Origin of the sequence: Pseudoduganella sp., assembly GCF_041914865.1 — a bacterium.
Lineage (GTDB): Bacteria > Pseudomonadota > Gammaproteobacteria > Burkholderiales > Burkholderiaceae_D > Rugamonas.
In genome coordinates this window covers 51,675-75,419 of the sequence record NZ_JAYSCO010000023.1, presented here as the reverse complement: position 1 = coordinate 75,419, position 23,745 = coordinate 51,675, and the positions used below count along the sequence as shown (strand labels likewise).

The window sequence follows — 23,745 nt, the reverse complement described above, 5'->3', positions numbered from 1 at the left end:
TCGTAGATCTGGCACACGCGCACGTCGCGGTAGATGCGCTCGACCGGGAAGTCGGCGGTGTAGCCGTAGCCGCCGTGGATCTGGATCGCGTCGGAGCAGACGCGTTCCGCCATTTCGGAGGCGAACAGCTTGGCCATGGCGGCTTCCTTCAGGCAGGGCTGGCCGGCGTCCTTCAGCGAGGCGGCGTGCCAGATCAACTGGCGCGCGGCTTCCAGCTGCATCGCCATTTCCGACAGCTTGAACTGCACCGACTGGTGCTCGAAGATCGGCTTGCCGAAGGATTCGCGTTCGCGGGCGTACTTCAGCGCGGCCTCGAACGCGGAGCGCGCCATGCCGACCGATTGCGAGGCGATGCCGATGCGGCCGCCTTCCAGGCCGGACAGGGCGATCTTGTAGCCCTGGCCCGGTTCGCCGATCATGTTCGCCGCCGGCACGCGGCAGTTTTCGAACAGTATCTGCGCCGTGTCGGAGGAATGCTGGCCCATCTTGTGCTCGATGCCGGCCACGATATAGCCCGGGGTCTTGGTCGGCACCCAGAAGGCGCTGATGCCCTTCTTGCCGGCCGCTTTGTCGGTCACCGCGAATACGATCGCCACGTCGGCATGCTTGCCGGAGGTGATGAACTGCTTGGTGCCGTTGATGATGTAGTCGTCGCCATCGCGGGTGGCGGTGGTGCGCAGGGCGGCGGCATCGCTGCCGGTGTGCGGCTCGGTCAGGGCGAAGGCGCCCAGCATCTCGCCTTGCGCCAATGGGCGCAGCCACTGCTGCTTCTGCTGCTCGTTGGCGTACATCATGCCGATGCTGCACACCGGGCAGTTGTTCACCGAGATCACGGTGGAGGTGCCGCCATCGCCGGCCGCGATTTCCTCCAGCACCAATGCGAGCGAGACGTAATCCAGGCCCGCGCCGCCCAATTCTTCCGGTACCGCCACGCCGAAGGCGCCCAGCGCCGCCAGCTCTTTCAGCTCTTCTTTCGGGAAGTGGTGCTCCTTGTCCCAGCGCGCCGCATTGGGCGCCAGGCGTTCCTGCGAAAACGCACGCAGCGCGTCGCGGATCATCTCGTGTTCTTCTTTAAGGATCATTTTTATCTTTCTGCTTTGCTGCAACAAATGTCCACTTTTGTTCCTGACCCCAAAGTGGACAAATGTTACCAGCCGATATTGGTGCCGTCGTAGTCTCGGTAGACGGGTTGTTCGGAGGGTGGGAGGTCGGCGAGCACGCGGCGGATGCCGGTGGCGCTTTCTTCGACCGATAGCGTGGCGGAGTTGCCTCCCATGTCGGTGCGGACCCAGCCCGGGTGCAGGGCGACGAAAGTCGCGCCTTTGTTGGCGAACTGGTGCGCGGTGTCGATCAGCACGGAGTTCAGCGCGGCCTTGCTGGCGCGGTATAGCGAGCCTGAGGAGCCATTGCGCTCGCTCAGGGAACCCATGCGAGAGGACATCACGGCCAGCTTGCCGCGCGCGGCGCACACCAGCGGGGCGAGGATCGGCAGCAGCCGCATCGCGCCCAGTACATTGGTGTGCATTACGGCGTCGAAGTCGGTCTGCATCGGGAAGCCGTCGCTGCGCGGGCCATAAATGCCGGCGTTGAGGATGGCGACGTCCAGCTCTTCGCCATCCAGTTTCCAGCCCATGCCGGCGACCGCTTCCACATTCGTTACATCCAGCTTGTGGGCTTCGGCACCCATCTCGGCCAGCATGGCGACATCTTCTTTCTTGCGGGCCGTGGCGATCACGCGCCAGCCGTCGGCCAGGTACTGGCGCACCAGTTCCAGGCCGATGCCGCGCGAGGCGCCGATTACGAGTGCCAGCGCCATCGTGCTTACACCAGCTCGATGCCCATGGCGGTGGCTTCGCCGCCGCCGATGCACAGTGCCGCTACGCCTTTCTTGCCGCCCTTGGCTTTCAGCGCGCCGATCAGGGTGGTGATGATGCGCGCGCCGGTGGCGCCGATCGGGTGGCCCAGGGCGCAGGCGCCGCCGTGCACGTTCACCTTGTTGTGCGGGATGTCCAGGTCGTGCATCGCGGCCATCGGTACGGCGGCGAAGGCTTCGTTGATCTCGAACAGGTCAACGTCGCTGACTTTCCAGCCGGTCTTGGCCAGCAGCTTCTGGATCGCGCCCACTGGAGCGGTGGTGAACTGCTCCGGCACCAGGGAGTTGGTGGCGTGGCCGGTGATCTTGGCGATCACGTTGGCGCCCAGCTTCTTGGCGGTCGATTCGCGCATCAGCACCAGGGCTGCGGCGCCGTCGTTGATCGAGGAGGAGGAGGCGGCGGTGATGGTGCCGTCCTTGGCGAAGGCTGGCTTCAGGGCCGGGATCTTTTCGATCTTGGCTTTCAGCGGGCCTTCGTCCTTGTCAATCACCACGTCGCCGGCGCGGCCGGATACGGTCACCGGGGTGATTTCCCAGGCGAAGGCGCCAGAGGCTTGCGCCGCTTGCGCGCGCTTGACCGATTCAATGGCGAAGTTGTCCTGCGCTTCGCGGGTGAATTTGTAGGCGGTCGAGCACTGCTCGGCGAAGGTGCCCATGGAGCGGCCCTGGCCGGTCTTGGCGTCGCGGGTGTAGGCGTCTTCCAGGCCGTCGTACATCATGTGGTCGAACATCATGCCGTGGCCGATGCGGTAGCCGCCGCGTGCCTTGGGGATCAGGTAGGGGGCGTTGGTCATGGACTCCATGCCGCCGGCCACGATTACGTCGGCGGAGCCGGCGGCGATGGTGTCGTAGGCGAAGATGGCTGCCTGCATGGCGGAGCCGCACATCTTGGACAGGGTCACGGCGCCGGCCGATACCGGCAGGCCGGCCTTGATGGCGGCCTGGCGCGCAGGAGCCTGGCCCTGGCCTGCCATCAGGCAGTTGCCGAAGTAGACGTGTTCCACCGCTTCCGGCTTGATGCCGGCGCGTTCGACGGCGGCCTTGATGGCTACGGCGCCCAGGTCATTTGCGCTCAGGCTGGAAAAGTCGCCCTGGAAGGCGCCCATTGGGGTGCGGGCTGCGCCGACGATTACGATAGGGTCATTCATTTTCAAAGGTCTCCAAAAGGGATGGTGTCAGGGGTGCCGCCGCCGTTGGCGGCAAGCTTTGGTTGCAGAAGCGGACGTGTTGGGGATACGGGAACACGTCCTCGATGACGCCACTGGCGATCCGCTCTTTCTTGCCAGCCCACCAGGACTGGGTCAGCAGATCGGCGTGGTGCTTCATAAAGTAATTTCGGATTTTCGCGTTCCCCAGCAGGAAGTTGCCAAACTGCTCGGGGAACACGTCGTGCTTGCCGATCGGGTACCACGGCTCGGCGGACATTTCGTCCTCCTCGTTACGCGGCGCCGGAATCACACGGAAATTGCAGTCCGTGATGTATTCGATTTCATCGTAGTCGTAGAAAACGACACGTTTATGACGGGTGACGCCGAAGTTCTTGTACAGCATGTCACCCGGGAAGATATTGGCCGCCACCAGGTCTTTGATGGCGTTGCCGTATTCGACGATGCCGTGCTCCAGCGCCGCGTCGTCGCCCACTTCGTCGGCGTGCGACAGCCAGATATTCAGCGGCACCATGCGCCGTTCGATGTAAAGGTGCCTGATCACGATCTGCTCGCCGTCCTCTTCAACCAGCGAGGGTGCGAAGTGCATCAGCTCCTTCACCAATTCGTCGGAGAAGCGGTGGCGCGGGAAGGCCACGTTGGAGTACTCCAGCGTGTCGGCCATGCGGCCCACGCGGTCGTGGTGCTTCACCAGCAGGTACTTGCCCTTGATCTGTTCGCGCGTGGTTTCCTTCGGCGCCGGGTAGAAGTCCTTGATCACCTTGAACACATAGGGGAAGGACGGCAGCGCGAACACCAGCATCACCAGGCCGCGGATGCCGGGCGCAATCGTGAACAGGTCGGACGAATGCTTCAGGTGCTGCAGGTAGTCGCGGTAGAAGGCGTTCTTGCCCTGCTTCTGCAGGCCGAGGATGGTGTAGATCTCGCTGCGCGGCTTGCGCGGCATCAGGTTGCGCAGGAACTGCACGTAGGCCGACGGTACTTCCATGTCGACCATGAAGTAGGCGCGCGTGAACGAGAACAGGGTGACGATATGCTCGTCCTCGGTCAGGATCGCATCCAGCACCAGCTGCTTGTTCTTGTTGTGCAGGATGGGGATCACGAACGGCAGTTCGCGGCTGCCGTTGACGGCCTTGCCGACGATGTAGGCGCCTTTGTTGCGGTAGAACAGGCTGGCCAGCACCTGGACTTGCGCATTCGGTTCCAGCTCGCCGAACAGGCTGGCCAGGCGTTCCTCCACCAGGCCGATATCGCGCGACAGGTTGGCGAAAGGCGTGGCCAGCTGGAAGTTGGTGACGATGCGCTTGAGCGTGAAGGTCAGGCCGTCCTTGGCCGGGTAGTAGACGCGGTAGATCGGCGCCGCTTCCTCGGTTTCGATGTACTCGGTGGAGAGCACCGGCCGCACGAAGATGAATTCGTTGTTGAAGTAGGAGCGGTGCAGCATATTGCAGCAGACCGAGTTGAAGAAGGTCTCGGCCAGCTCCGGCTGCTTGTGGTTGGTCAGCATGCCGATGTAGTGCAGCTTCAGTTCGCGCCACACTTCATCGGTCAGCTCGGACGGGTCGTACTCGTCCTCCAGCATCTGCACGCATTCCTGCACGCGCTTGTCGTAGAAATCGATCCGTTCGCGCGCGGCGACCTGGGCCACCGCCCAGTCGCCCTGCTCGAAATGCCGCTTGGCCGCCTGCGCCGCCTGCCGGAACAGGCGGTAGTGCTTGTCGAACCCCTCGCGGATGGTGCGCGCGATGTCGAACGCGATCTGCGACGACAGCAGCTTGGGGAAGGCGGCGTGGATCATGGCGGCCTTGCGGCGTGCTTCTTACTTGGTTTCGGCGAACAGTTCGCGGCCGATCAGCATGCGGCGGATTTCGCTGGTGCCGGCGCCGATTTCGTACAGCTTGGCGTCGCGCCACAGGCGGCCCACCGGGTACTCGTTGATGTAGCCGTTGCCGCCCAGGGTCTGGATCGCCTCGCCGGCCATCCAGGTCGCCTTCTCGGCCGAGTACAGGATGGCGCCGGCGGCGTCCTTGCGCAGCGCGCGCACCTGTTCCGGGGTGGTGGCGCGGTCGCAGGCCTGGCCTACGGCGTAGACGTAGGCGCGGCAGGCCATCATGGTGGAGTACATGTCCGCCAGCTTGCCTTGCATCAGCTGGAATTCGCCGATCGGCTGGCCGAACTGCTTGCGGTCGTGGATGTAAGGCACCACGGCATCCATACAGGCCGACATGATGCCCAGCGGGCCGCCGGACAGCACGGTGCGCTCGAAGTCCAGACCGGACATCAGCACGTTGACGCCCTTGCCCAGGCCGCCCAGCACGTTTTCGGCCGGCACTTCGCAGTCTTCGAACACCAGTTCGCCAGTGTGCGAGCCGCGCATGCCCAGCTTGTCCAGCTTCTGGGCGATGGAGAAGCCCTTGAAGCCCTTTTCGATCAGGAAGGCGGTCATGCCGCGCGGGCCGGCTTCCAGGTCGTTCTTGGCGTACACCACCAGGGTGTCGGCGTCCGGGCCGTTGGTGATCCACATCTTGGTGCCGTTCAGCACCCAGCGGTCGCCCTTGAAGTCGGCGCGCAGCTTCATCGACACCACGTCGGAACCGGCGTTCGGCTCGGACATGGCCAGTGCGCCCACGTGCTCGCCGGAGATCAGCTTCGGCAGGTATTTGCGCTTCTGCTCTTCGGTGCCGTTGCGCTTGATCTGGTTGACGCACAGGTTGGAGTGGGCGCCGTAGGACAGGCCGACCGAAGCGGAAGCGCGCGAAATCTCTTCCATCGCGATGATGTGGGCCAGGTAGCCCATATTGGAGCCGCCGTATTCCTCGCCGACGGTGATGCCCAGCAGGCCCAGTTCGCCCATCTTGCGCCACAGGTCCATCGGGAACTGGTCGGTGCGGTCGATTTCGGCGGCGCGCCGGGCGATTTCGGCGGCGGCAAACTGTTGTACCCCTTCGCGCAGGGCGGCGAAGTCCACGCCGTGGTCAAAGGTCAGGCCTGGGAGATGGAGCATGTCTTCCTCTATTCGGGTTAAATTCTGAGAAGCTGATGATACGCTTGAGTGACGTTAACGTAAACGTCAAGTAGCCGTAGTTTGCTTTTCGGCAAGAGCGGCCAGCAGGCGCTTGCATTCTTCTTCGTGGGTGGCGATCTCTTGCAGCGACATTTCAATGTCTTCGCGCTGTTGCTCCAGCGTCTCGCGGTGCTGGGCCAGCACGCCCAGGAAGCGGTTCATCTGGGCTGCTGTATCCTTGGGCGACTCGTACATGTCGACCAGGCTCTTGATTTCGCTCAGCGACAGGCCGATGCGCTTGCCGCGCAGGGTCAGCTTGAGGCGGGTGCGGTCGCGCGGCGTGTAGACGCGGTTGCGGCCGCCGGCGCCCTCGCGCGACGGCGCCAGGAGGCCCTGGTCTTCATAAAAGCGGATCGCGCGCGGGGTAATGTCGAATTCGCGGGCCAGTTCAGTGATGGTGTAGGTCGGCATGGCTTACAATGGATCTTCCGTTTACGTAACGTTAACCACATTCTAGCCTATGAATCCGCTCGAATCCCAGCTTGACTATCCATTTGGCGACACCCTGCCGGCCGCCGGCACCATCCTGGAAGTCGCGCCCGGCGTGGCCTGGATGCGCCTGCCGCTGCCCTTCGCCCTCGACCACATCAACCTGTGGCTGCTGCGCGAAGCCGGCGGCTGGAGCGTGGTCGACTGCGGCGTGGCGCTCGACGCCAGCAAGCAGGCCTGGGAGGCGGTGCTGGCCGGGCCATTGGCCGGCCAGCCGCTGCAGCGCGTGATCGCCACCCATTGCCATCCCGACCACGTCGGCCTGGCCGACTGGCTGTGCCAGCGCTTCGGCGTTTCGCTGTGGATGACGGCGGGCGAATACGCCTTCGCGCGCATGATGTCGGCCGGCCTGCCCGGCGTCGACGGCCCGTCGGCGGTGCCGCACTTCGAACGGCACGGCCTGGCCGATCCCGACATGCTGGAAAAGATGCGCTCGCGCAAGAATTACTACCCCTCGCTGGTACCGTCTGTGCCGACCGAATACGTGCGCCTGCAGGACGGCCAAGCGGTTGCCGCCGGCGGCAGCAGCTGGCAGGTGATCACCGGCTTTGGCCACTCGCCCGAGCATGCCGCGCTGTACTGCGCCGAACGCAATGTGCTGATATCCGGCGATATGGTCCTGCCGCGCATTTCGACCAATATGTCGGTGTTCGCGGTCGAGCCGGAAGCCAATCCGCTGCAGCAATACCTGGACTCGCTGCAACGCTTCGCCAACCTGCCGGCCGACGTGCTGGTGCTGCCGTCGCACGGCCGCCCCTTCCGCGGCCTGCATACCCGGATCAGCCAGCTGCGCGCCCACCACGACGCCCGCCTGGCCGAGGTGCTGGCAGCCTGCGCCGATGTGCCGCGCTCGGCGGCCGAGATAGTACCAATCATGTTCCGCCGCCCGCTTGACGCCCACCAGCTAAGCTTTGCGCTGGGCGAGGCGCTGGCCCATCTGCACAAGCTATGGCGGGATGGTATCGTGCGCCGTAATACCAGTGATAACGGCATCATTCGATTCATAAAGGCGCACAAAGTTACCGTCGGTCTTTAATACCAGCCGACCGGTCGACAACGAAGACCGCCCCTAGGTTTGTAGTCGCAACGCAACTTTCATGAGTAAAGTTGCATCCCGATTGCTTGTCGTCCTGACAAGTAGATTCTGCTAGATTTGATCACTTACGCCAAAAAATATTCGGGTCTGCAGAGGACGAAATCGGGCAGTCTGTAGCGCCAATTGTTAATTGTTGTAGTTCGTGTTTGTCACAATTGGTCTGATGATTCTAGAGACTGACATTCATGTTCTGACATGAAATAGTGCAACTATGAATTCTTCAAACGAACGTGAAAGCTTTAGCCAGCGTCTCCAGCAGGCTTTGAAAAACGCCCACTACTCCCCGGACAGTCCAACCCGGCTGGCGCGCGAGTTCAACATCCGTTTCGAGGGCAGACCGATTACGGTCCACGCAGCCCGGAAATGGCTGGTAGGAGAGGCGATTCCGACCCAGGAAAAGCTACGCATGATCGCGCAGTGGCTAGGTGTTCCCGCCGAATGGTTGCGCTTCGGAGGCGACGCCGGCGAGCAGCACAATGGGGATGCAAATGGCAGCAACCTGGCCCGTTTTGAATCGGCCGATGTCAAATTGATCGCCGATTTGCAACGGCTGGACGAGCATCACAAGCAAATCGCCCGTGAATTTATTCGCATGCTTGTCAGGATCAACTACCAAAAGTAACAATTCGACACTATTTGTCCTGCGTAAAAGCCGGATGGATTACCGTCCACCGTACTTCCCGGCTTCACTCAGCACGACATCGCCCGGCCCCCTGCACAAGGGCGCCGGGCGATGCTTTTTTGCGCAGGTGCCAAGGCGGTCCGCCATGTCACAAACGACCATACCACTTTGTAACAAGATTGATACATTCGCCCGAAAAGGCGCATGTTTTCAAGGGTTCATGCCACTCCAGCGAGGGGCCAGATTGTGACATAGCCCGAATAAATCGATGACGCGGGCAACCGTGTGGTCAACCATTTCATCGATGCTTTGCGGCTTGTGGTAGAAGCTGGGCAGGGGCGGGAAGATGATGCCGCCCATTTCCGTGACCGCCGTCATATTGCGCAAATGCGCCAGGTTGAACGGGGTTTCGCGCACCATCAGTATCAGGCGGCGGCGCTCTTTCAGCATGACATCGGCAGCGCGCGCGATCAGGTTGTCCGACAGCCCATGCGCCACGGAAGCCAGGGTCTTCATCGAGCACGGGGCGATCACCATGCCGTCGGCCTGGAATGAACCGCTGGCGATGGACGCTCCGATATTGTTCTGCTTGTGGACGACATCGGCCAGCGCCTCGACTTCCTTGCGCTGCAGGCCGGTTTCCTGGTGGAGGGTAAGCACAGCCGCGTCGGAGACCACCAGATGGGTCTCGACGCCGGGGATATTGCGCAGGTGTTGCAGCAGCCGCACGCCATACACGGCGCCGGTGGCGCCGGTGATGGCAATGACCAGCCGCTGCGGGCGATCAGCCATTGTTGTCCAGCAGGGCCTTCAGTTCGCCGGATTCATACATCTCGGTCATGATATCGGAGCCGCCGATGAACTCGCCGCGGATGTACAGCTGCGGGATGGTCGGCCAGTTCGAATATTCCTTGATGCCCTGGCGCACTTCCGGATCGTCCAGCACGTTCACGGTGGCGATGTTCTCGACGCCGCAAGCTTTCAGGATCTGGATGGCACGGCCGGAGAAGCCGCACTGCGGGAACTGGGCGGTGCCCTTCATGAACAGCACGACCGGAGTATTGGTCACGGTCTCTTTGATCCAGGTTTGTACGTCGCTCATTGCATTCTCACTGCTAAGGATTGGAATCCCACCATTTTACCTTGATTTGAGCATTTGCCAGTTGACACAGGTCATGTCCGATGCGACTATATCGACACTCGATATAGCGTTGTTCGATATATGGACTACTCCAAATACCTGCCCCTGTCGGAAGCGAGTTTTTACATGCTGGCCGCGCTCGACCAGCCCTCGCACGGCTACGCCATCATGCAAAAAGTGGAAGCCATGAGCGGTGGCAGCGTCACGATTGGCCCGGGCACGATGTACGGCGCCTTCAACACCCTGGAAAAGCAAAAGCTGATCGTCAAGGTAGCTGAAGAAGAGCGCCGCAAGATTTACGCATTGACCGATTTAGGCAAGGAAGTACTGGCAGAGCAGGTGCGCCGGCTGGAAATCATGGTTCGCAGCGGCCAGGCAGCGCTGTACAAGGGGAGGAGCGCATGAAAGACGACGTATGGAAGTGCAAGCTATGGTGGGCCTGGCAAGACCGCGAACATGAAGAATGGCTGACCGCGCAATCGCGCCGCGGCCTGCACCTGCGCAGCGTCTCGATGCTGGGCATGCTGCACCGTTTCGAGGTCGGCGCACCGGGCGAGATGAGCTACCGCTGGGATTTCCAGAGCGACGGCGGCAAGCGCGACTACCGCCAGTTATTCGACGACGCCGGCTGGAAGCTGGTCGGCGACGTTCCCGGCGGCTGGCTCTGCTGGAGCAAGCCAGCCCCCGCCGGCCAGCGCGCGGAAATCTTCACCGACCGCGCCTCGCTGCGCAACAAATACCGCAGCTTGCTGAGTGTACTCGCCATTACCACGCTGCCCCTGATGCCGCTAATCCTGGTCAACCGCGGTCTATGGAGCGACCTGGCAGCTGGCGGCCGCCCCGCCATCGCCGCCGCCGGCATCATCGCCATGGGCCTCGGCTGCTTCGCCATCGGCGCCTACGGCAGCCTCCGCATCTGGCGCCGCATGCAAGAGATCTAAAAAAAACCGGTGCCAAAAACCGGTGCCAGGTCTGTCATTCGGACACCGGCACCGGTTCTTTGATATTTCTCAATACGTAAATTAGGTCGATTTGGCGTATTGAGCCAGATCAAACGTTAGCGCTAGCTGTCCAAATGACAGACCTGGCACCGGTTTTGGGCACCGGTTTGTGGCACCGGTTTGGGCAGGTTTAGCCGCGCAGTTTGGCGAAGGCGGCGGCCATCGAACTTTGCTGGGCGGGTTCGCGCGATTGCTGCTTTTGCTGCTGGCCCATGGCGCGGCGGTCGTTGCGGTCACCGCGTTGCTCGGGGCGCGTGCCGGCGGCGGGGGCGCTGTCGCTCAGGCGCATGGTGAGGGCGATGCGCTTGCGCTTTACATCGACTTCCAGCACCTTCACTTTTACTACCTGGCCGGCTTTCACCACGGTGTGCGGGTCTTTGACGAAGTTGTTGGACAGGGCGGAAATGTGCACCAAACCGTCCTGGTGCACGCCAATGTCGACGAAGGCGCCGAAGGCGGCGACGTTGGTCACCACGCCTTCCAGAATCATGTCCGGACGCAGGTCGCTGATCTCTTCCACGCCTTCCTTGAAGGTGGCGGTGGTGAACTCGGGACGGGGATCGCGGCCAGGTTTCTCCAGTTCCTTGATGATGTCGGTCACAGTCGGTACGCCGAATTTGTCGTCGGCATACTTGGCCGGGGAAAGGCTCTTCAGCAGCTTGCTTTCGCCAATCACGCCGCGTACGTCTTTCTGGATGTCGGCCAGGATCTTTTCCACCACCGGGTAGGATTCCGGGTGCACGGCGGAGGCGTCGAGCGGGTTGTCGCCGCCCATCACGCGCAGGAAGCCGGCGGCTTGTTCAAACGTCTTGTCGCCCAGGCGCGGCACCTGCTTCAGCGCGGCGCGCGAGGCGAAGGCGCCTTTCATGTCGCGGTAGGTAACGATGCTTTGGGCGACGCTGGCGGACAGGCCGGAAACGCGCGCCAGCAGCGGGGCGGAGGCGGTGTTCACATCCACGCCGACGGCGTTCACGCAGTCTTCCACCACGGCGTCCAGCGTGCGCGCCAGCTGGGTCTGCGAGACGTCGTGTTGGTACTGGCCGACGCCGATCGATTTCGGGTCGATCTTGACCAGCTCGGCCAGCGGGTCTTGCAGGCGGCGGGCGATCGAGACGGCGCCGCGCAGGGAGACGTCGAGCTCGGGCAGTTCGCGCGAGGCATATTCGGAGGCGGAATACACGGAGGCGCCGGCTTCGGATACCACGATCTTGGTCAGCTTCAGCTCGGGGTTCTGCTTGATCAGGTCTTGCGCCAGCTTGTCGGTTTCGCGCGAGGCGGTGCCGTTGCCGATGGAAACCAGCTGCACGCCGTGCTTGGCGGCCAGCTGCGACAGGGTGTGCAGGGCGCCGTGCCAGTCATTGCGCGGCTGGTGTGGATAAATGGTGGCGGTATCCACAACCTTGCCGGTGGCGTCCACCACGGCCACTTTGACGCCGGTGCGCAGGCCCGGGTCGAGGCCCATGGTGGCGCGCGGGCCGGCCGGGGCGGCCAGCAGCAAGGCTTTCAAATTGGTAGCGAAGACGTTGATGGCGTCCAGCTCGGCCTTTTCGCGCAGGGCGCCCATCAGCTCGGTTTCCAGGTGCATGAAGGATTTCACGCGCCAGGTCCAGCGCACGGTGTCGGCCAGCCATTTGTCGGCCGGGCGCCCGGCTTGCTTGATGCCGAAGCGGGCGGAAATGCGGCTTTCGCAGGGGTTGTGCGGGGCGTCCCATTTCGGTTTTTCTTCTTCCGAGTCGAGGCGCAGGGTCACGTCCAGCACGCCTTCGCGGCGTCCGCGCAACAGTGCCAGGGCGCGGTGCGAGGGCACGGCGGCCAGCGGTTCGGAATAATCGAAGTAATCGGCGAACTTTTCGCCTTCTTCTTGTTTTCCGTCAACAACTTTGGATTCAACTACGCCATGCTCTTGCACATATTCGCGCAGCGATTGCAGCAGGGTGGCGTCTTCCGCGAAGCGTTCCATCAGGATCTGGCGGGCGCCGTCCAGCGCGGCCTTGGTGTCCGGCACGCCGGCATTCTTGCCGTCGGCGGTCTCAAACGCTTCGCGCAGGTACTTGGCGGCTTCGGTTTCCGGATTGATGGTCGGGTCGGCCAGCAGGCCTTCGGCCAGCGGAGCCAGGCCGGCTTCGATGGCGATCTGGGCCTTGGTGCGGCGCTTCGGCTTGTAGGGCAGGTAGAGGTCTTCCAGGCGGGTCTTGTCTTCCGCGTGGGTGACGGCATCTAGCAGCTCCGGCGTCATTTTGCCCTGCTCGGTGATCGAGGCGATGATGGCGGCGCGGCGCTCTTCCAGCTCGCGCAGGTAGCGCAGGCGCTCTTCCAGGGTACGCAGCTGGATGTCGTCCAGGCCGCCGGTCGCTTCCTTGCGGTAGCGGGCGATAAACGGGACGGTGGCGCCTTCGTCCAGCAGGGCGATGGCGGCGGCGACCTGGGCCGGTTTGGCAGCCAGTTCAAGGGCGAGGCGTTGTTCGATAGAAGGCAGCATGACGGTGTTTCCAAACTGTGAAGGCCGAAATCATACAACGCCACACGGCGTCGGAATAGATTATTATTAATTAGTTAATGTTGCCCGTCAGTCCTCTAGTTGCGCTAAGTTAGGATTTTCACAAACACGAAACGGTGGAAGGCGGATAATATTGCATGTTGCTGTTTTTGAACCGCTGATTTAAAAGAATGCGCCCAATGGATATTACCCGCGACGAACTCCGCGAAACTCCAGTCGCACCGGCCCCTGCGCCAACCGCTCCGCCCAACCAGCTTCCCTATGCTGTGGCGACGTGGTTGCAGAGGGTGGATGCAGCCGCGCATCCCAAGCCTAAACTGGCCCCGGTCGATATCGATCCGAAACAGACTAACTACAAACTGATTTACGTGCTGGCGCCGACCAGCGGCGGGCGCCACGTGGCGCTGTGCCTGTACAAGGCGCGCCTGAAGCCGAACGGCGATGTGGCGGCGGCCAGCCCGGTCAGCGAAGTGTTCTCCTTGCTCTCGGCCCCGCCGGCCTTCCTGGCGCCGGGCGATGAAGACCTGGTGCGCTTCTTCGTGGCCATGCGCAGCGGTCCCAATTCCCAGACCGGCAGTGCGACCGAGCCGCGCGGCAAGATCGGCGCGGCCTTGCTGCAGATGCTGTCGCAGCAGGAAAAGCTGCTGTGGGCGAATTCCTGGTCTGACGTGGGCAACGGCCTGGTGTATCCGATGAAGCCGGGCCCATTGCGCAACGCGAACCTGGCCTGGCGCGAAGAGGGCAAGGGCCTGCGCCTGGGCTGGCAGGTGGAAGTGCCGGAGGGTGCCAAGCACCACGGCGCCGACCAGATCGACTACATGCTGCCGACCGACCCGCCGTGGTATATCGACAACCTGTCCACCGGCGAGCTGCAGCTGAACCAGGGCGGCACCACCATCCCGTTGGCCGACCTGCAGGCCCTGGTGGCGCAGGCGCCGCTGTTGATGCCAAACGATAAGATGCGCGTTTCGCAGTTGCTGCTGGCGCATGGTTTGCAACAGCTGATGCCGCTGCCGCAGCCGCTGCCGCAGCGCGTGCGTACCGATGTCAAGCCGCGCCCGATCCTGGTGCTGGATTCGGCCCAGCTGGCCGACGGCACCCTGCAGCGCTGGAACGATTATGCGGTGCTGTCCTATGACTACGATGGCGAGCGTGTCTCGTTCGACCCGTCGCAGCGCGTGGTGCGCCAGCGCGGCGAGGTGACGGAAATCATCCAGCGCAACGAGGAACTGGAAGCGGCGGCGCTGGAGACCCTGACCCAGCTCGGCTTCCGCAAGCCGACCGCGCTGCCGCTGTCCAGCGTGCGCGGCGGCCTGCTGCTGGCCAACCAGGCCGACTGGATCCGCTTTGCCGAGTCCGGCATCGAGGAATTGCTGGCCGCAGGCTGGCGCGTGGAGAAGTCGCCGAAGTACCGCTACGACATGGTGGCGGTGGAGGACTGGTATGCCGAGGTGGAGGAGGAAACCTCCGAGAACGGCAATGCCTGGTTCGAGCTGGAGCTGGGCATCACCGTCAACGGCGAGCGCGTGCCGCTGCTGCCGGTGCTGGTGCAAATGATCCGCAACTTCCCGAACGATTTCAGCCCGAAGGCGCTGGCTGTGCATGGCGATGCCGACCAGATGCTGGCCGCGCTGCCGGACGGCACCCGCGTCGCCCTGCCCTGGAACCGCGTCAAGCCCATCCTGGCCACGATCGGCGAGCTGTACTTCAGCGAGAAGATCCGCCACACCGTGCGCATGTCCTCGCTGGATGCGGCGCGCCTGGACGAACTGGCGCGCAATGTGGACTTCCAGTGGACCGGCGGCGAGGAGCTGCGCGAGATGGGCCGCAAGCTGAACCAGTTCTCCTCGGTCAAGCGCGTGCCGACCCCGGCCGGCCTGCAAGCCACCCTGCGCGACTACCAGACCGATGGCTTGAGCTGGATGCAGTTCCTGCGCGAGTACAACTTTGGCGGCATCCTGGCCGACGATATGGGCCTGGGCAAGACGGTGCAGACCCTGGCCCACATCCTGGTCGAGAAGGAAGCCGGCCGCCTGGATCATCCGGCCCTGGTCATCGCGCCTACCAGCCTGATGAACAACTGGCAGGATGAGGCGGCGCGCTTCGCGCCGGATCTGAAGGTGCTGCTGCTGCAAGGTAAGGACCGCGCCGAGCTGTTCGATGAAATCCCGAAATCGGACCTGGTGCTGACCACCTACGCCCTGCTGCCGCGCGACGAGGAAAAGCTGCGCGAGCATGATTTCCACCTGGTGATCCTGGACGAGTCGCATTACATCAAGAACACCCGCTCCAAGGCGGCCCAGAGCGCCGGCTTGCTGCGCGCGCGGCACCGCCTGTGCCTGTCCGGCACGCCGCTGGAAAACCACCTGGGCGAGCTGTGGTCGCAGTTCCACTTCCTGCTGCCGGGCCTGCTGGGCGACGAGAAGACGTTCAACAGCAACTTCCGCCACCCGATCGAGCGCCAGGACGACCCGCAGCGCCGCATGCTGCTGAACCGCCGCATCAAGCCTTTCCTGCTGCGCCGTACCAAGGACAGCGTGGCGAAGGAATTGCCACCGAAAACCGAGATGGTGCGCAAGGTGGAGCTGAGCGGCGCGCAGCGCGACCTGTACGAGACCGTGCGCCTGGCCATGGACCAGAAGGTGCGCGAGGAGATCGACCGCAAGGGCGTGGCGCGTTCGCAGATCGTGATCCTGGAGGCGCTGCTCAAGCTGCGCCAGGTGTGCTGCGACCCGCGCCTGGTGAAGACCACCAAGAAAGCGGCAGCCACCGGCTCGGCCAAGCTGATCGACCTGATGCAGATGATCGAAGACCTGCTGGAAGAGAAGCGCAAGATCCTGGTGTTCTCGCAATTCACCTCGATGCTGGAGCTGATCGAGGAGGAGCTGGAAGCGCGCGACATCCCGTACGCCATCCTGACCGGCGAAACGCGCGACCGCGGCGCCCAGGTGGCGGCCTTCCAGCAGGGCGCGGTGCCGATCTTCCTGATTTCGCTGAAAGCCGGCGGGGTGGGCCTGAACCTGACGGCGGCCGATACCGTGATCCATTACGATCCATGGTGGAACCCGGCGGCAGAGAACCAGGCCACCGACCGTGCCTGGCGTATCGGCCAGGACAAGCCGGTATTCGTCTACAAGCTGATCGCCAAAGGCACGCTGGAAGAGAAGATCCAGCTGCTGCAGCAAAAGAAATCGGACCTGGCGCAATCCGTGCTGGCCGAAGGCGAGTCGCAGAAGATGGCATTGACCCAGGAAGACCTGCAGCAGATCTTCGCCCCATTACAGGACTGATCCCATGCTGAGTGCTGAACACTATCGCCAGATCCTCGACCACAGCAGCGACGTACACTGGATGCTGGACTGCGATAGTGGCCAGTTGCTGTACGTCAGCCCTTCCGCCGAAAAGCTGTTCGGCTATATGCCCGAGCGCGCGCAGCAGGTGGCGGAACACCTGATGGCCGAGCTGCCGGAACGGCTGGAGGCCTACACCTCCGGCGACACCACCCGCCGCCACACCGTGCGCGATACCGAAATGCCGGGCAAGGATGGCGTGCCGATCCCGGTCGAAATCGAATCGACCCTGGTGCCGGATGTCGACAGCGGCGTGCTGCGCCTGGTCGGCACGGTGCGCGATATCCGCGAACGCGTCGAGCGCGAGAAGCAGCAAAAGAAGTTCGCCTCCATGGTGTCGCATGAATTCCGCACGCCCCTGTCGACCATCGATGGCGCCATCCAGCGCCTGGAGATGACCTCGCAGAACGCCGACGAGAACACCAAAAAGCGCTACCGCAAGATCCAGACCTCGGTCGACCGCTTGCTGGAGTTGATCAACGAGTACCTGAGTCCCGAGCGCCTGGCCAGTATTGGCCGCAAACGCCAGGCCGATGAAGTGTCGCCGGAAGCCCTGCTGGAAACCGCCGCAGAACAGGCGCGCCAGCGCCGGGCCGGCATCAGCGTGCGTGCGGAGGGCTTGCCGCAGTGGATGCGCTGCGACCCGCAAGGCTTGCGCCTGTGTCTGGATATACTTTTAGATAATGCCCTCAAGTACACAAATGACAACGTTGCGATAGAATTGCAGGGGAAAAAAGCCAGCGAGGGCGGGGTTGAACTCCTCGTCATCGACCACGGCGCTCCCGTTCCGGATGATGAGCTAGGCAAACTCTTCGACAAGGGTTACCGAGGCAAGGCTGCTGCAGGGCACGCCGGCTCCGGCCTGGGCCTGTATATGGCCAAGAATGTTGTAGAGGTCCACGGCGGCACGCTGTCTGTGGAAAATTTGCCTGAAAGCGGCAAGAAATTTCGGATTTGGCTTCCAGTTGCTGCTTAAGCCTTGCGCAGCCGGTGACCAACCGTGATAATTCTTTGACGCAAGCCCCAACCCCCGGCTTGCGAAATGAATAGAAAATGGCGCATCAATGACGCAAATACTGATCGTGGAAGACAACCTGGAGTACGCCGAAGAAATGGCGGACTTCCTGGCTGAACTCGGCCATGTTGTGCACACCACCAATAACGCCCAGGAAATGTGGTCCGCCCTGAGCCAGGGTACCGTCGGCGTGGTCGTGCTCGACCTCGGCCTGCCGGATGAGGATGGCTTTAATGTCATCCCGCGCATGCGTCAGCTTTACCCGCAGATCGGCCTGCTCGTGCTGACCGGCCGTGTGGCGTTCGATTCCCGCATCATGGGCCTGCGCCTGGGCGCTGACCATTACCTGACCAAGCCGATCAAATTCCCGGAACTGGCGGCCCATATCGAGGCGCTGGACCGCCGCGTTGGCCCGCAGGAAGCGATTCCTGTGCCGAGCAAGTGGACCCTGAAGGTCTCCGCACGCCAGCTGGAACTGCAGGGCCAGGCCATCACGCTGACCGAGAAAGAGTGCAATTTCCTGCACTTGCTCACTATTAATACCCGGCCGGTGCCGCGCCAGGTGATCGTGGCCGGTATCGGCGGCGACGATCCGGATGCTGGCCGCCGCGTCGACATGCTGGTGTATCGTTTACGCAAAAAGGCACGCAGCGGCCTGGGCCAGGACCTTCCCCTGCGTTCGGCCTATGGCGAGGGCTACAGCCTGTCCGCCAGCTTCAATATTTCCTAATTAGGGACAGAGTCAGACGAACTGGGTAGAATCGGGGTTTCCCGATCCTACCCTTTTTGTTTTTATGGCTCGTTTGCCCCGTCTCGTTGTTCCCAACCAGCCCCATTACATCATCCAGCGCGGCCTGAATGGCCAGGAAGTGTTCCTGGATGCTGAAGATTTCAGCAGTTTTATCGCCTGGATGCGTGCCGCCGCCCGCCTGTATAAGGTGGCGGTGCATGCCTACACCCTGTTGCCGGGGGAATTGCACCTGTTGGCCTCGCCCAGCGACGAGGAAGGCCTGGGCGGCATGATGCAGTGGATCGGGCGGCACTATGTCCCTTATTTCAACCAGAAGTATGGCCGCGCCGGTACTTTATGGCAGGGGCGCTATAAAACCTCGGTGATCGAGGCCGAGCGCTACTTCATTCCTTGCTCAAAATACATCGAATTCGCGGCCGTGCGGGCGCGCCTGGCCGAGGGGCTGGAGCAATACCAGTGGTCGAGCTATCCGCACCATGCCGGCATCCGCCAGGATGGGGCCGTGAATGACCATCCCATCTACTGGGCGCTGGGGAACACGCCGTTCCAGCGCGAGGCTGCCTATATAGAGCTGGCGGCGCAGGGGCTGGCAGGCGCAGACCAGCGCGCGATCGAAGCGGCGGCGCTGAAAGGCTGGCCACTAGGCAGCGACAAGTGGAAGGCGGAGCTGGAGCGGCGCATGAAACGGCAGGTATTGCCGGCCAAGCGCGGGCGGCCGGCTAAAACCGGTAAGGCGGTGGCTGACCCACAGGGTCAGACACCTTAAGAAGTGTCAGACCCTGCGGGTCTGACACTGATTTACCGGTTTCGATGCGACTCTGTCCCCATTTAAATTTTCAAGCGACTGTCGCAGAATTAATTCGACTCCGACCCTAATTGTTTTTGTTGCGCGTTTTTGTGCATTGCACTACTCTGGATTTTCGTGACCAAAAATTCAGCGGAGAAACGCATGCAAGCGCAAGGTTTGTACAACCCAGCCAACGAACACGATGCCTGTGGCGTCGGTTTTGTCGCCCACATCAAAGGCAACAAGAGCCACTCGATCGTCGAACAGGGTCTGCTGATCCTGAAGAACCTCGACCACAGGGGCGCTGTGGGTGCGGACAAGCTGATGGGCGACGGCGCCGGCATCCTGATCCAGATCCCGGACCAGTTCTACCGCGATGAAATGGCCAAGCAAGGCGTCGAGCTGCCGCCGCCCGGCGAATACGGCGTCGGCATGGTCTTCCTGCCGAAGGAAAACGCTTCCCGCATCGCCTGCGAACAGGAAATCGAACGCGCCGTGCGCATCGAAGGCCAGGTCGTGCTGGGCTGGCGCAACGTGCCGATCGACTCCGAAATGCCGATGTCGCCGCGCGTACGCGAAAAAGAGCCGGTCATCCGCCAGATCTTCATCGGCCGCGGCCAGGACGTGATGGTGACCGACGCGCTGGAGCGCAAGCTGTACGTCATCCGCAAATCGTCCGGCCACGCGATCCAGGCGCTGAAACTGATCCACGGCAAAGAATTCTTCGTGCCATCCATGTCGGCCCGTACCGTCGTGTACAAAGGCCTGCTGCTGGCCGACCAGGTGGGCGTGTACTACAAAGACCTGCAGGACCCGCGCTGCATCTCGGCGCTGGCGCTGGTGCACCAGCGCTTCTCGACCAACACCTTCCCTGAATGGCCGCTGGCCCACCCTTACCGCCTGATCGCGCACAATGGCGAGATCAACACCGTGAAGGGCAACTTCAACTGGATGCGCGCCCGTGAAGGCGTAATGAAGTCCGCCGTGCTGGGCGAAGACCTGCAGAAGCTGTTCCCGCTGATTTACGAAGGCCAGTCCGACACCGCCTGCTTCGACAACGCGCTGGAACTGCTGCTGATGGCCGGCTACCCGCTGGCGCAGGCGATGATGATGATGATCCCGGAAGCGTGGGAGAACCACACGCTGATGGACGACAACCGCAAAGCCTTCTACGAATACTATGCGTCGATGATGGAACCATGGGACGGCCCGGCCGCCATGGCCTTTACCGACGGCCGCTACATCGGCGGCACCCTGGACCGCAACGGCCTGCGCCCTGCCCGCTACATCGTCACCGACGACGACCTGGTGGTGATGGCATCCGAATCGGGCGTACTGCCGATCCCGGAATCGAAGATCATCCAGAAATGGCGCCTGCAGCCGGGCAAGATGTTCCTGATCGACCTGGAAGCCGGCCGCATCATCGACGACAAGGAACTGAAAGACACCTACGCCAACGCCAAGCCATACAAAGCCTGGATCAACGCCGTGCGCATCAAGCTGGGCGAGCTGAAACTGAGCGAAAGCCAGACCGCCGCCAACGTCGCCAAATACGGCCCGGCGGCCGGCGAAAAGCAGACCGCCTCCCTGCTGGACCGCCAGCAGGTGTTCGGCTACACGCAGGAAGACATGCGCTTCATCCTGGCACCGATGGCCACCGCCGGCGAAGAAGCCGTGGGTTCCATGGGCAACGACTCGCCGCTGGCCGTCACCTCCAACAAACTGAAGCCGCTGTATAACTACTTCAAGCAGCTGTTCGCCCAGGTCACCAACCCGCCGATCGACCCGATCCGCGAAGCCATGGTGATGTCGCTGGTGTCCTTCATCGGCCCGAAACCGAACCTGCTCGATACCAACAACGTCAACCCGCCAATGCGCCTGGAAGTATCGCAGCCGGTGCTGAGCTTCGACGACATGGCGCGCCTGCGCACCATCAGCCAGCACACCGGCGGCAAGTTCAAGTCCTATGAACTGAGCATCTGCTATCCGCTGGCCTGGGGCAAGGAAGGCGTGGAAGCGTCGCTGGCATCGCTCTGCGCGGAAGCCGTCGACGCCGTGAAATCCGGCCACAACATCCTGATCGTGTCCGACCGCTCGGTCGGCCCGGACCGCGTCGCCATCCCGGCCCTGCTGGCCACCTCCACCATTCACCTGCACCTGGTGAGCAAAGGCCTGCGCGCCTCCACCGGCCTGGTGGTGGAAACCGGCTCTGCGCGCGAGACCCACCACTTCGCCCTGCTGGCCGGCTACGGCGCCGAAGCCGTCCACCCATACCTGGCGATGGAAACGCTGACCGAACTGGCGCACTCGCTGCCAGGCGACCTGACCCCGGAAAAGGCCATCTACAACTACACCAAGGCAGTCGGCAAAGGCCTGATGAAGGTAATGTCCAAGATGGGCATTTCCACCTACATGTCCTACTGCGGCGCGCAGATTTTCGAAGCCGTTGGCCTGAACCGCCAGCTGGTGGACAAGTACTTCCGCGGCACCCAGTCGAACGTGGAAGGCATCGGCCTGTTCGAAGTGGCCGAAGAAGGCCTGCGCCTGCACAAGCTGGCCTTCAGCGACGATCCGGTGCTGGCCGACCAGCTGGACGCCGGCGGTGAATACGCCTACCGCGTTCGCGGCGAAGACCACCTGTGGACCCCGGACGCGATCGCCAAGCTGCAGCACTCGACCCGCGCCAACAACTACTCGACCTATAAAGAGTACGCCCAGATCATCAACGACCAGAGCAAGCGCCACCTGACCCTGCGCGGCCTGTTCGAGTTCAAGATCGACCCGTCGAAAGCGATCCCGCTGGACGAAGTGGAGCCGGCAAAAGAGATCGTCAAGCGCTTCGCCACCGGCGCCATGTCGCTCGGCTCGATCTCGACCGAAGCCCACGCCACCCTGGCCGTTGCGATGAACCGCATCGGCGGCAAATCCAACACCGGCGAAGGCGGCGAAGACCCGGCACGCTACACCAACGAACTGAAAGGCATCCCGATCAAGGTCGGCTCCACCTTCGCCTCCGTACTGGGCAAGGACAAGATCGAAGTCGATATCCCGCTGCAGGAAGGCGACTCCCTGCGCTCGCGCATCAAGCAGGTCGCCTCCGGCCGCTTCGGCGTGACGGCGGAATACCTGAATTCCGCCGACCAGATCCAGATCAAGATGGCGCAGGGCGCCAAGCCGGGCGAAGGCGGCCAGCTGCCAGGCCACAAGGTCTCCGAATACATCGCCCAGCTGCGCTTCTCGGTACCGGGCGTCGGCCTGATCTCGCCGCCGCCGCACCACGACATCTACTCGATTGAAGACCTGGCGCAGCTGATCCACGACCTGAAGAACGCCAACCCGCGCGCCTCGATCTCGGTCAAGCTGGTGTCGGAAGTCGGCATCGGCACCGTTGCCGCAGGCGTCAGCAAAGCCAAGGCCGACCACATCGTGGTGGCCGGCCACGACGGCGGCACCGGCGCCTCGCCGCTGTCCTCGGTCAAGCACGCCGGCACCCCATGGGAACTGGGCCTGTCCGAAACCCAGCAAACCCTGGTGCTGAACGGCCTGCGCAGCCGCGTGCGCGTGCAGGCCGACGGCCAGATGCGCACCGGCCGCGACGTCGTGATCGCCGCCCTGCTGGGCGCCGACGAAATCGGCTTCGCCACCGCACCGCTGGTCGCGGAAGGCTGCATCATGATGCGCAAGTGCCACCTGAACACCTGCCCGGTCGGCGTCGCCACCCAGGATCCCGAGCTGCGCAAGAAATTCCAGGGCAAGCCGGAACATGTGGTCAACTACTTCTTCTTCGTCGCCGAAGAAGCCCGCCAGCTGATGGCGCAACTGGGCATCCGCACCTTTGAAGAACTGATCGGCCGCTCCGACCTGCTGGACAAGTCGAAAGCCATCACCCACTGGAAAGCCAAAGGCCTCGACTTCAGCAATGTGTTCTACCAGCCGAAGACCAACGACGGTATGTCCATCTTCCACAGCGAAGAACAGGACCACGGCCTGGACAAAGCGCTCGACCTCAAGCTGATCGCCCAAGCCAAGCCCGCGCTGGAAAAAGGCGAGCGCGTGTCCTTCATCTCGCCGGTGAAGAACGTCAACCGCACCGTCGGCACCATGCTGTCTGGCGAAGTGGCCAAGAAATACGGCCACGCCGGCCTGCCGGACGACACCATCCACATCCAGCTGCAAGGCACCGCAGGCCAATCGGCAGCAGCCTTCCTGGCCGCCGGCATCACCATCGACCTGGTGGGCGAAGGCAACGACTACGTCGGCAAAGGCCTGTCGGGCGGCCGCATCATCGTACGCCCGAACACCGAGTTCCGTGGCTGGGCCGTGAACAACATCATCGTTGGCAACACCGTGCTGTACGGCGCCGTGGCCGGCGAAGCCTTCTTCAACGGCGTGGCCGGCGAACGCTTCGCCGTGCGCAACTCCGGCGCCACCGCCATTGTCGAAGGCCTGGGCGACCACGGCTGCGAATACATGACCGGCGGCACCGTGGTCGTACTGGGCGCCACCGGCCGCAACTTCGCCGCCGGCATGTCGGGCGGTATCGCCTACGTGTACGACCCCGACGGCGAATTCCACAGCAAGTGCAATATGTCCATGGTCAGCCTGGAAGAAGTGAAGGCAGCCGCCGACCAGCAAGTCGACAAAGCCACCTGGCACAGCCAGCACCGTAATGGAGAACCGGAGGCCGACGAAACCATCCTCAAACGCTTGATTGAGCGCCACTTCAAACACACCGGCAGCACGCGCGCGCGCCTGTTGCTCGACAACTGGAACGAAAGCCGCGCCAAGTTCGTCAAAGTGTTCCCGAGCGAGTACAAACGCGCCCTGGTGGAAATGGCAGACAACGCCGCGATCGAAGCGGAAACCCAAGCAATCGCAGCGTAAGAGAGGATA

The 23,745-nt window shown here is 62.7% G+C and carries 18 protein-coding genes; 9 read left to right on the top strand and 9 right to left on the bottom strand.

Annotated elements, in window-relative coordinates:
- The 6 genes from ACE3TQ_RS13120 to ACE3TQ_RS13095 form a co-directional block, all read right to left on the bottom strand.
- A partial coding sequence (locus ACE3TQ_RS13120) for an acyl-CoA dehydrogenase family protein (RefSeq protein WP_374582677.1) occupies nucleotides 1–1,082 on the bottom strand: 1,082 nt, incomplete at its 3' end.
- A 65-nt stretch (nucleotides 1,083–1,147) separates the two neighbouring features.
- Nucleotides 1,148–1,816: an SDR family oxidoreductase gene (locus ACE3TQ_RS13115; RefSeq protein ID WP_374582676.1), complete on the bottom strand. Its 669-nt coding sequence runs from the start codon at nucleotides 1,814–1,816 to the stop codon at nucleotides 1,148–1,150.
- Between the two features lie 5 nt (nucleotides 1,817–1,821).
- Nucleotides 1,822–3,021, bottom strand: a complete 1,200-nt coding sequence (locus ACE3TQ_RS13110; protein WP_374582675.1) for an acetyl-CoA C-acyltransferase — start codon at nucleotides 3,019–3,021, stop codon at nucleotides 1,822–1,824.
- A complete protein-coding gene (gene aceK / locus ACE3TQ_RS13105; RefSeq protein WP_374582673.1) occupies nucleotides 3,014–4,837 on the bottom strand; it encodes a bifunctional isocitrate dehydrogenase kinase/phosphatase in 1,824 nt (607 codons plus the stop codon). Before aceK ends, ACE3TQ_RS13110 begins: the two co-directional genes overlap by 8 nt.
- A 21-nt stretch (nucleotides 4,838–4,858) precedes the next feature.
- The gene (locus ACE3TQ_RS13100; protein WP_374582672.1) at nucleotides 4,859–6,043 is read right to left on the bottom strand and encodes an isovaleryl-CoA dehydrogenase; all 1,185 of its coding nucleotides are present in this window, start codon (nucleotides 6,041–6,043) and stop codon (nucleotides 4,859–4,861) included.
- Nucleotides 6,044–6,109: 66 nt separating this feature from the next.
- On the bottom strand, nucleotides 6,110–6,514 hold the full coding sequence (locus ACE3TQ_RS13095; RefSeq protein ID WP_374582671.1) for a MerR family DNA-binding transcriptional regulator: 405 nt from the start codon (nucleotides 6,512–6,514) through the stop codon (nucleotides 6,110–6,112).
- A 49-nt stretch (nucleotides 6,515–6,563) separates the two neighbouring features.
- Here ACE3TQ_RS13095 and ACE3TQ_RS13090 point away from each other — a divergent pair, with 49 nt between their 5' ends.
- Together ACE3TQ_RS13090 and ACE3TQ_RS13085 are read left to right on the top strand one after the other, a co-directional pair.
- The gene (locus ACE3TQ_RS13090; RefSeq protein ID WP_374582670.1) at nucleotides 6,564–7,628 is read left to right on the top strand and encodes an MBL fold metallo-hydrolase; all 1,065 of its coding nucleotides are present in this window, start codon (nucleotides 6,564–6,566) and stop codon (nucleotides 7,626–7,628) included.
- 271 nt (nucleotides 7,629–7,899) lie between these two features.
- Complete coding sequence (locus ACE3TQ_RS13085; RefSeq protein WP_374582669.1) at nucleotides 7,900–8,310, top strand: hypothetical protein; 411 nt, start codon at nucleotides 7,900–7,902, stop codon at nucleotides 8,308–8,310.
- Between the two features lie 210 nt (nucleotides 8,311–8,520).
- Here ACE3TQ_RS13085 and ACE3TQ_RS13080 read toward each other — a convergent pair whose 3' ends face one another.
- Nucleotides 8,521–9,102, bottom strand: a complete 582-nt coding sequence (locus ACE3TQ_RS13080; RefSeq protein ID WP_374582668.1) for a UbiX family flavin prenyltransferase — start codon at nucleotides 9,100–9,102, stop codon at nucleotides 8,521–8,523.
- Nucleotides 9,095–9,412 (bottom strand): Grx4 family monothiol glutaredoxin, encoded by a 318-nt coding sequence (grxD, locus tag ACE3TQ_RS13075; protein WP_342118400.1) that lies wholly within the window; start codon nucleotides 9,410–9,412, stop codon nucleotides 9,095–9,097. The genes ACE3TQ_RS13080 and grxD overlap by 8 nt, the downstream gene beginning before the upstream one ends.
- A gap of 120 nt (nucleotides 9,413–9,532) precedes the next feature.
- Between grxD and ACE3TQ_RS13070 the strand changes: the two genes are divergently transcribed.
- Both ACE3TQ_RS13070 and ACE3TQ_RS13065 read left to right on the top strand, forming a co-directional pair.
- Nucleotides 9,533–9,856 carry a PadR family transcriptional regulator gene (locus ACE3TQ_RS13070; RefSeq protein ID WP_374582667.1) on the top strand — a complete coding sequence of 108 codons (324 nt, stop codon included), beginning with the start codon at nucleotides 9,533–9,535 and terminating at the stop codon, nucleotides 9,854–9,856.
- Complete coding sequence (locus ACE3TQ_RS13065; protein WP_374582665.1) at nucleotides 9,853–10,392, top strand: DUF2812 domain-containing protein; 540 nt, start codon at nucleotides 9,853–9,855, stop codon at nucleotides 10,390–10,392. The genes ACE3TQ_RS13070 and ACE3TQ_RS13065 overlap by 4 nt, the downstream gene beginning before the upstream one ends.
- Before the next feature lie 190 nt (nucleotides 10,393–10,582).
- On the opposite strand, the gene ACE3TQ_RS13060 is transcribed toward ACE3TQ_RS13065, so the two are convergent.
- On the bottom strand, nucleotides 10,583–12,931 hold the full coding sequence (locus ACE3TQ_RS13060; RefSeq protein WP_374582663.1) for a Tex family protein: 2,349 nt from the start codon (nucleotides 12,929–12,931) through the stop codon (nucleotides 10,583–10,585).
- Nucleotides 12,932–13,128: 197 nt separating this feature from the next.
- Here ACE3TQ_RS13060 and ACE3TQ_RS13055 point away from each other — a divergent pair, with 197 nt between their 5' ends.
- The 5 genes from ACE3TQ_RS13055 to ACE3TQ_RS13035 all read left to right on the top strand — a co-directional run bounded on the left by ACE3TQ_RS13055 (nucleotide 13,129) and on the right by ACE3TQ_RS13035 (nucleotide 23,736).
- The gene (locus ACE3TQ_RS13055) at nucleotides 13,129–16,239 is read left to right on the top strand and encodes a DEAD/DEAH box helicase (RefSeq protein ID WP_374582661.1); all 3,111 of its coding nucleotides are present in this window, start codon (nucleotides 13,129–13,131) and stop codon (nucleotides 16,237–16,239) included.
- A gap of 4 nt (nucleotides 16,240–16,243) precedes the next feature.
- A complete protein-coding gene (locus ACE3TQ_RS13050; RefSeq protein WP_374582660.1) occupies nucleotides 16,244–17,275 on the top strand; it encodes an ATP-binding protein in 1,032 nt (343 codons plus the stop codon).
- Between the two features lie 88 nt (nucleotides 17,276–17,363).
- Nucleotides 17,364–18,044: a response regulator transcription factor gene (locus ACE3TQ_RS13045; RefSeq protein ID WP_161024059.1), complete on the top strand. Its 681-nt coding sequence runs from the start codon at nucleotides 17,364–17,366 to the stop codon at nucleotides 18,042–18,044.
- A 64-nt stretch (nucleotides 18,045–18,108) separates the two neighbouring features.
- The gene (locus ACE3TQ_RS13040) at nucleotides 18,109–18,831 is read left to right on the top strand and encodes a transposase (protein ID WP_374582659.1); all 723 of its coding nucleotides are present in this window, start codon (nucleotides 18,109–18,111) and stop codon (nucleotides 18,829–18,831) included.
- 183 nt (nucleotides 18,832–19,014) lie between these two features.
- A complete protein-coding gene (locus tag ACE3TQ_RS13035; RefSeq protein ID WP_374582658.1) occupies nucleotides 19,015–23,736 on the top strand; it encodes a glutamate synthase-related protein in 4,722 nt (1,573 codons plus the stop codon).
- The last annotated feature ends 9 nt before the right edge of the window (nucleotides 23,737–23,745 follow it).

Excerpts from the sequence above, each read along its gene's own strand:
- ACE3TQ_RS13115 (WP_374582676.1), bottom strand. The coding sequence starts at position 1,816 with ATGGCGCTGGCACTCGTAATCGGCGCCTCGCGCGGCATCGGCCTGGAA.
- ACE3TQ_RS13110 (WP_374582675.1), bottom strand. The coding sequence starts at position 3,021 with ATGAATGACCCTATCGTAATCGTCGGCGCAGCCCGCACCCCAATGGGC.
- aceK (WP_374582673.1), bottom strand. The coding sequence starts at position 4,837 with ATGATCCACGCCGCCTTCCCCAAGCTGCTGTCGTCGCAGATCGCGTTC.
- ACE3TQ_RS13100 (WP_374582672.1), bottom strand. The coding sequence starts at position 6,043 with ATGCTCCATCTCCCAGGCCTGACCTTTGACCACGGCGTGGACTTCGCC.
- ACE3TQ_RS13095 (WP_374582671.1), bottom strand. The coding sequence starts at position 6,514 with ATGCCGACCTACACCATCACTGAACTGGCCCGCGAATTCGACATTACC.
- ACE3TQ_RS13090 (WP_374582670.1), top strand. The coding sequence starts at position 6,564 with ATGAATCCGCTCGAATCCCAGCTTGACTATCCATTTGGCGACACCCTG.
- ACE3TQ_RS13085 (WP_374582669.1), top strand. The coding sequence starts at position 7,900 with ATGAATTCTTCAAACGAACGTGAAAGCTTTAGCCAGCGTCTCCAGCAG.
- ACE3TQ_RS13080 (WP_374582668.1), bottom strand. The coding sequence starts at position 9,102 with ATGGCTGATCGCCCGCAGCGGCTGGTCATTGCCATCACCGGCGCCACC.
- grxD (WP_342118400.1), bottom strand. The coding sequence starts at position 9,412 with ATGAGCGACGTACAAACCTGGATCAAAGAGACCGTGACCAATACTCCG.
- ACE3TQ_RS13070 (WP_374582667.1), top strand. The coding sequence starts at position 9,533 with ATGGACTACTCCAAATACCTGCCCCTGTCGGAAGCGAGTTTTTACATG.
- ACE3TQ_RS13065 (WP_374582665.1), top strand. The coding sequence starts at position 9,853 with ATGAAAGACGACGTATGGAAGTGCAAGCTATGGTGGGCCTGGCAAGAC.
- ACE3TQ_RS13060 (WP_374582663.1), bottom strand. The coding sequence starts at position 12,931 with ATGCTGCCTTCTATCGAACAACGCCTCGCCCTTGAACTGGCTGCCAAA.
- ACE3TQ_RS13055 (WP_374582661.1), top strand. The coding sequence starts at position 13,129 with ATGGATATTACCCGCGACGAACTCCGCGAAACTCCAGTCGCACCGGCC.
- ACE3TQ_RS13050 (WP_374582660.1), top strand. The coding sequence starts at position 16,244 with ATGCTGAGTGCTGAACACTATCGCCAGATCCTCGACCACAGCAGCGAC.
- ACE3TQ_RS13045 (WP_161024059.1), top strand. The coding sequence starts at position 17,364 with ATGACGCAAATACTGATCGTGGAAGACAACCTGGAGTACGCCGAAGAA.
- ACE3TQ_RS13040 (WP_374582659.1), top strand. The coding sequence starts at position 18,109 with ATGGCTCGTTTGCCCCGTCTCGTTGTTCCCAACCAGCCCCATTACATC.
- ACE3TQ_RS13035 (WP_374582658.1), top strand. The coding sequence starts at position 19,015 with ATGCAAGCGCAAGGTTTGTACAACCCAGCCAACGAACACGATGCCTGT.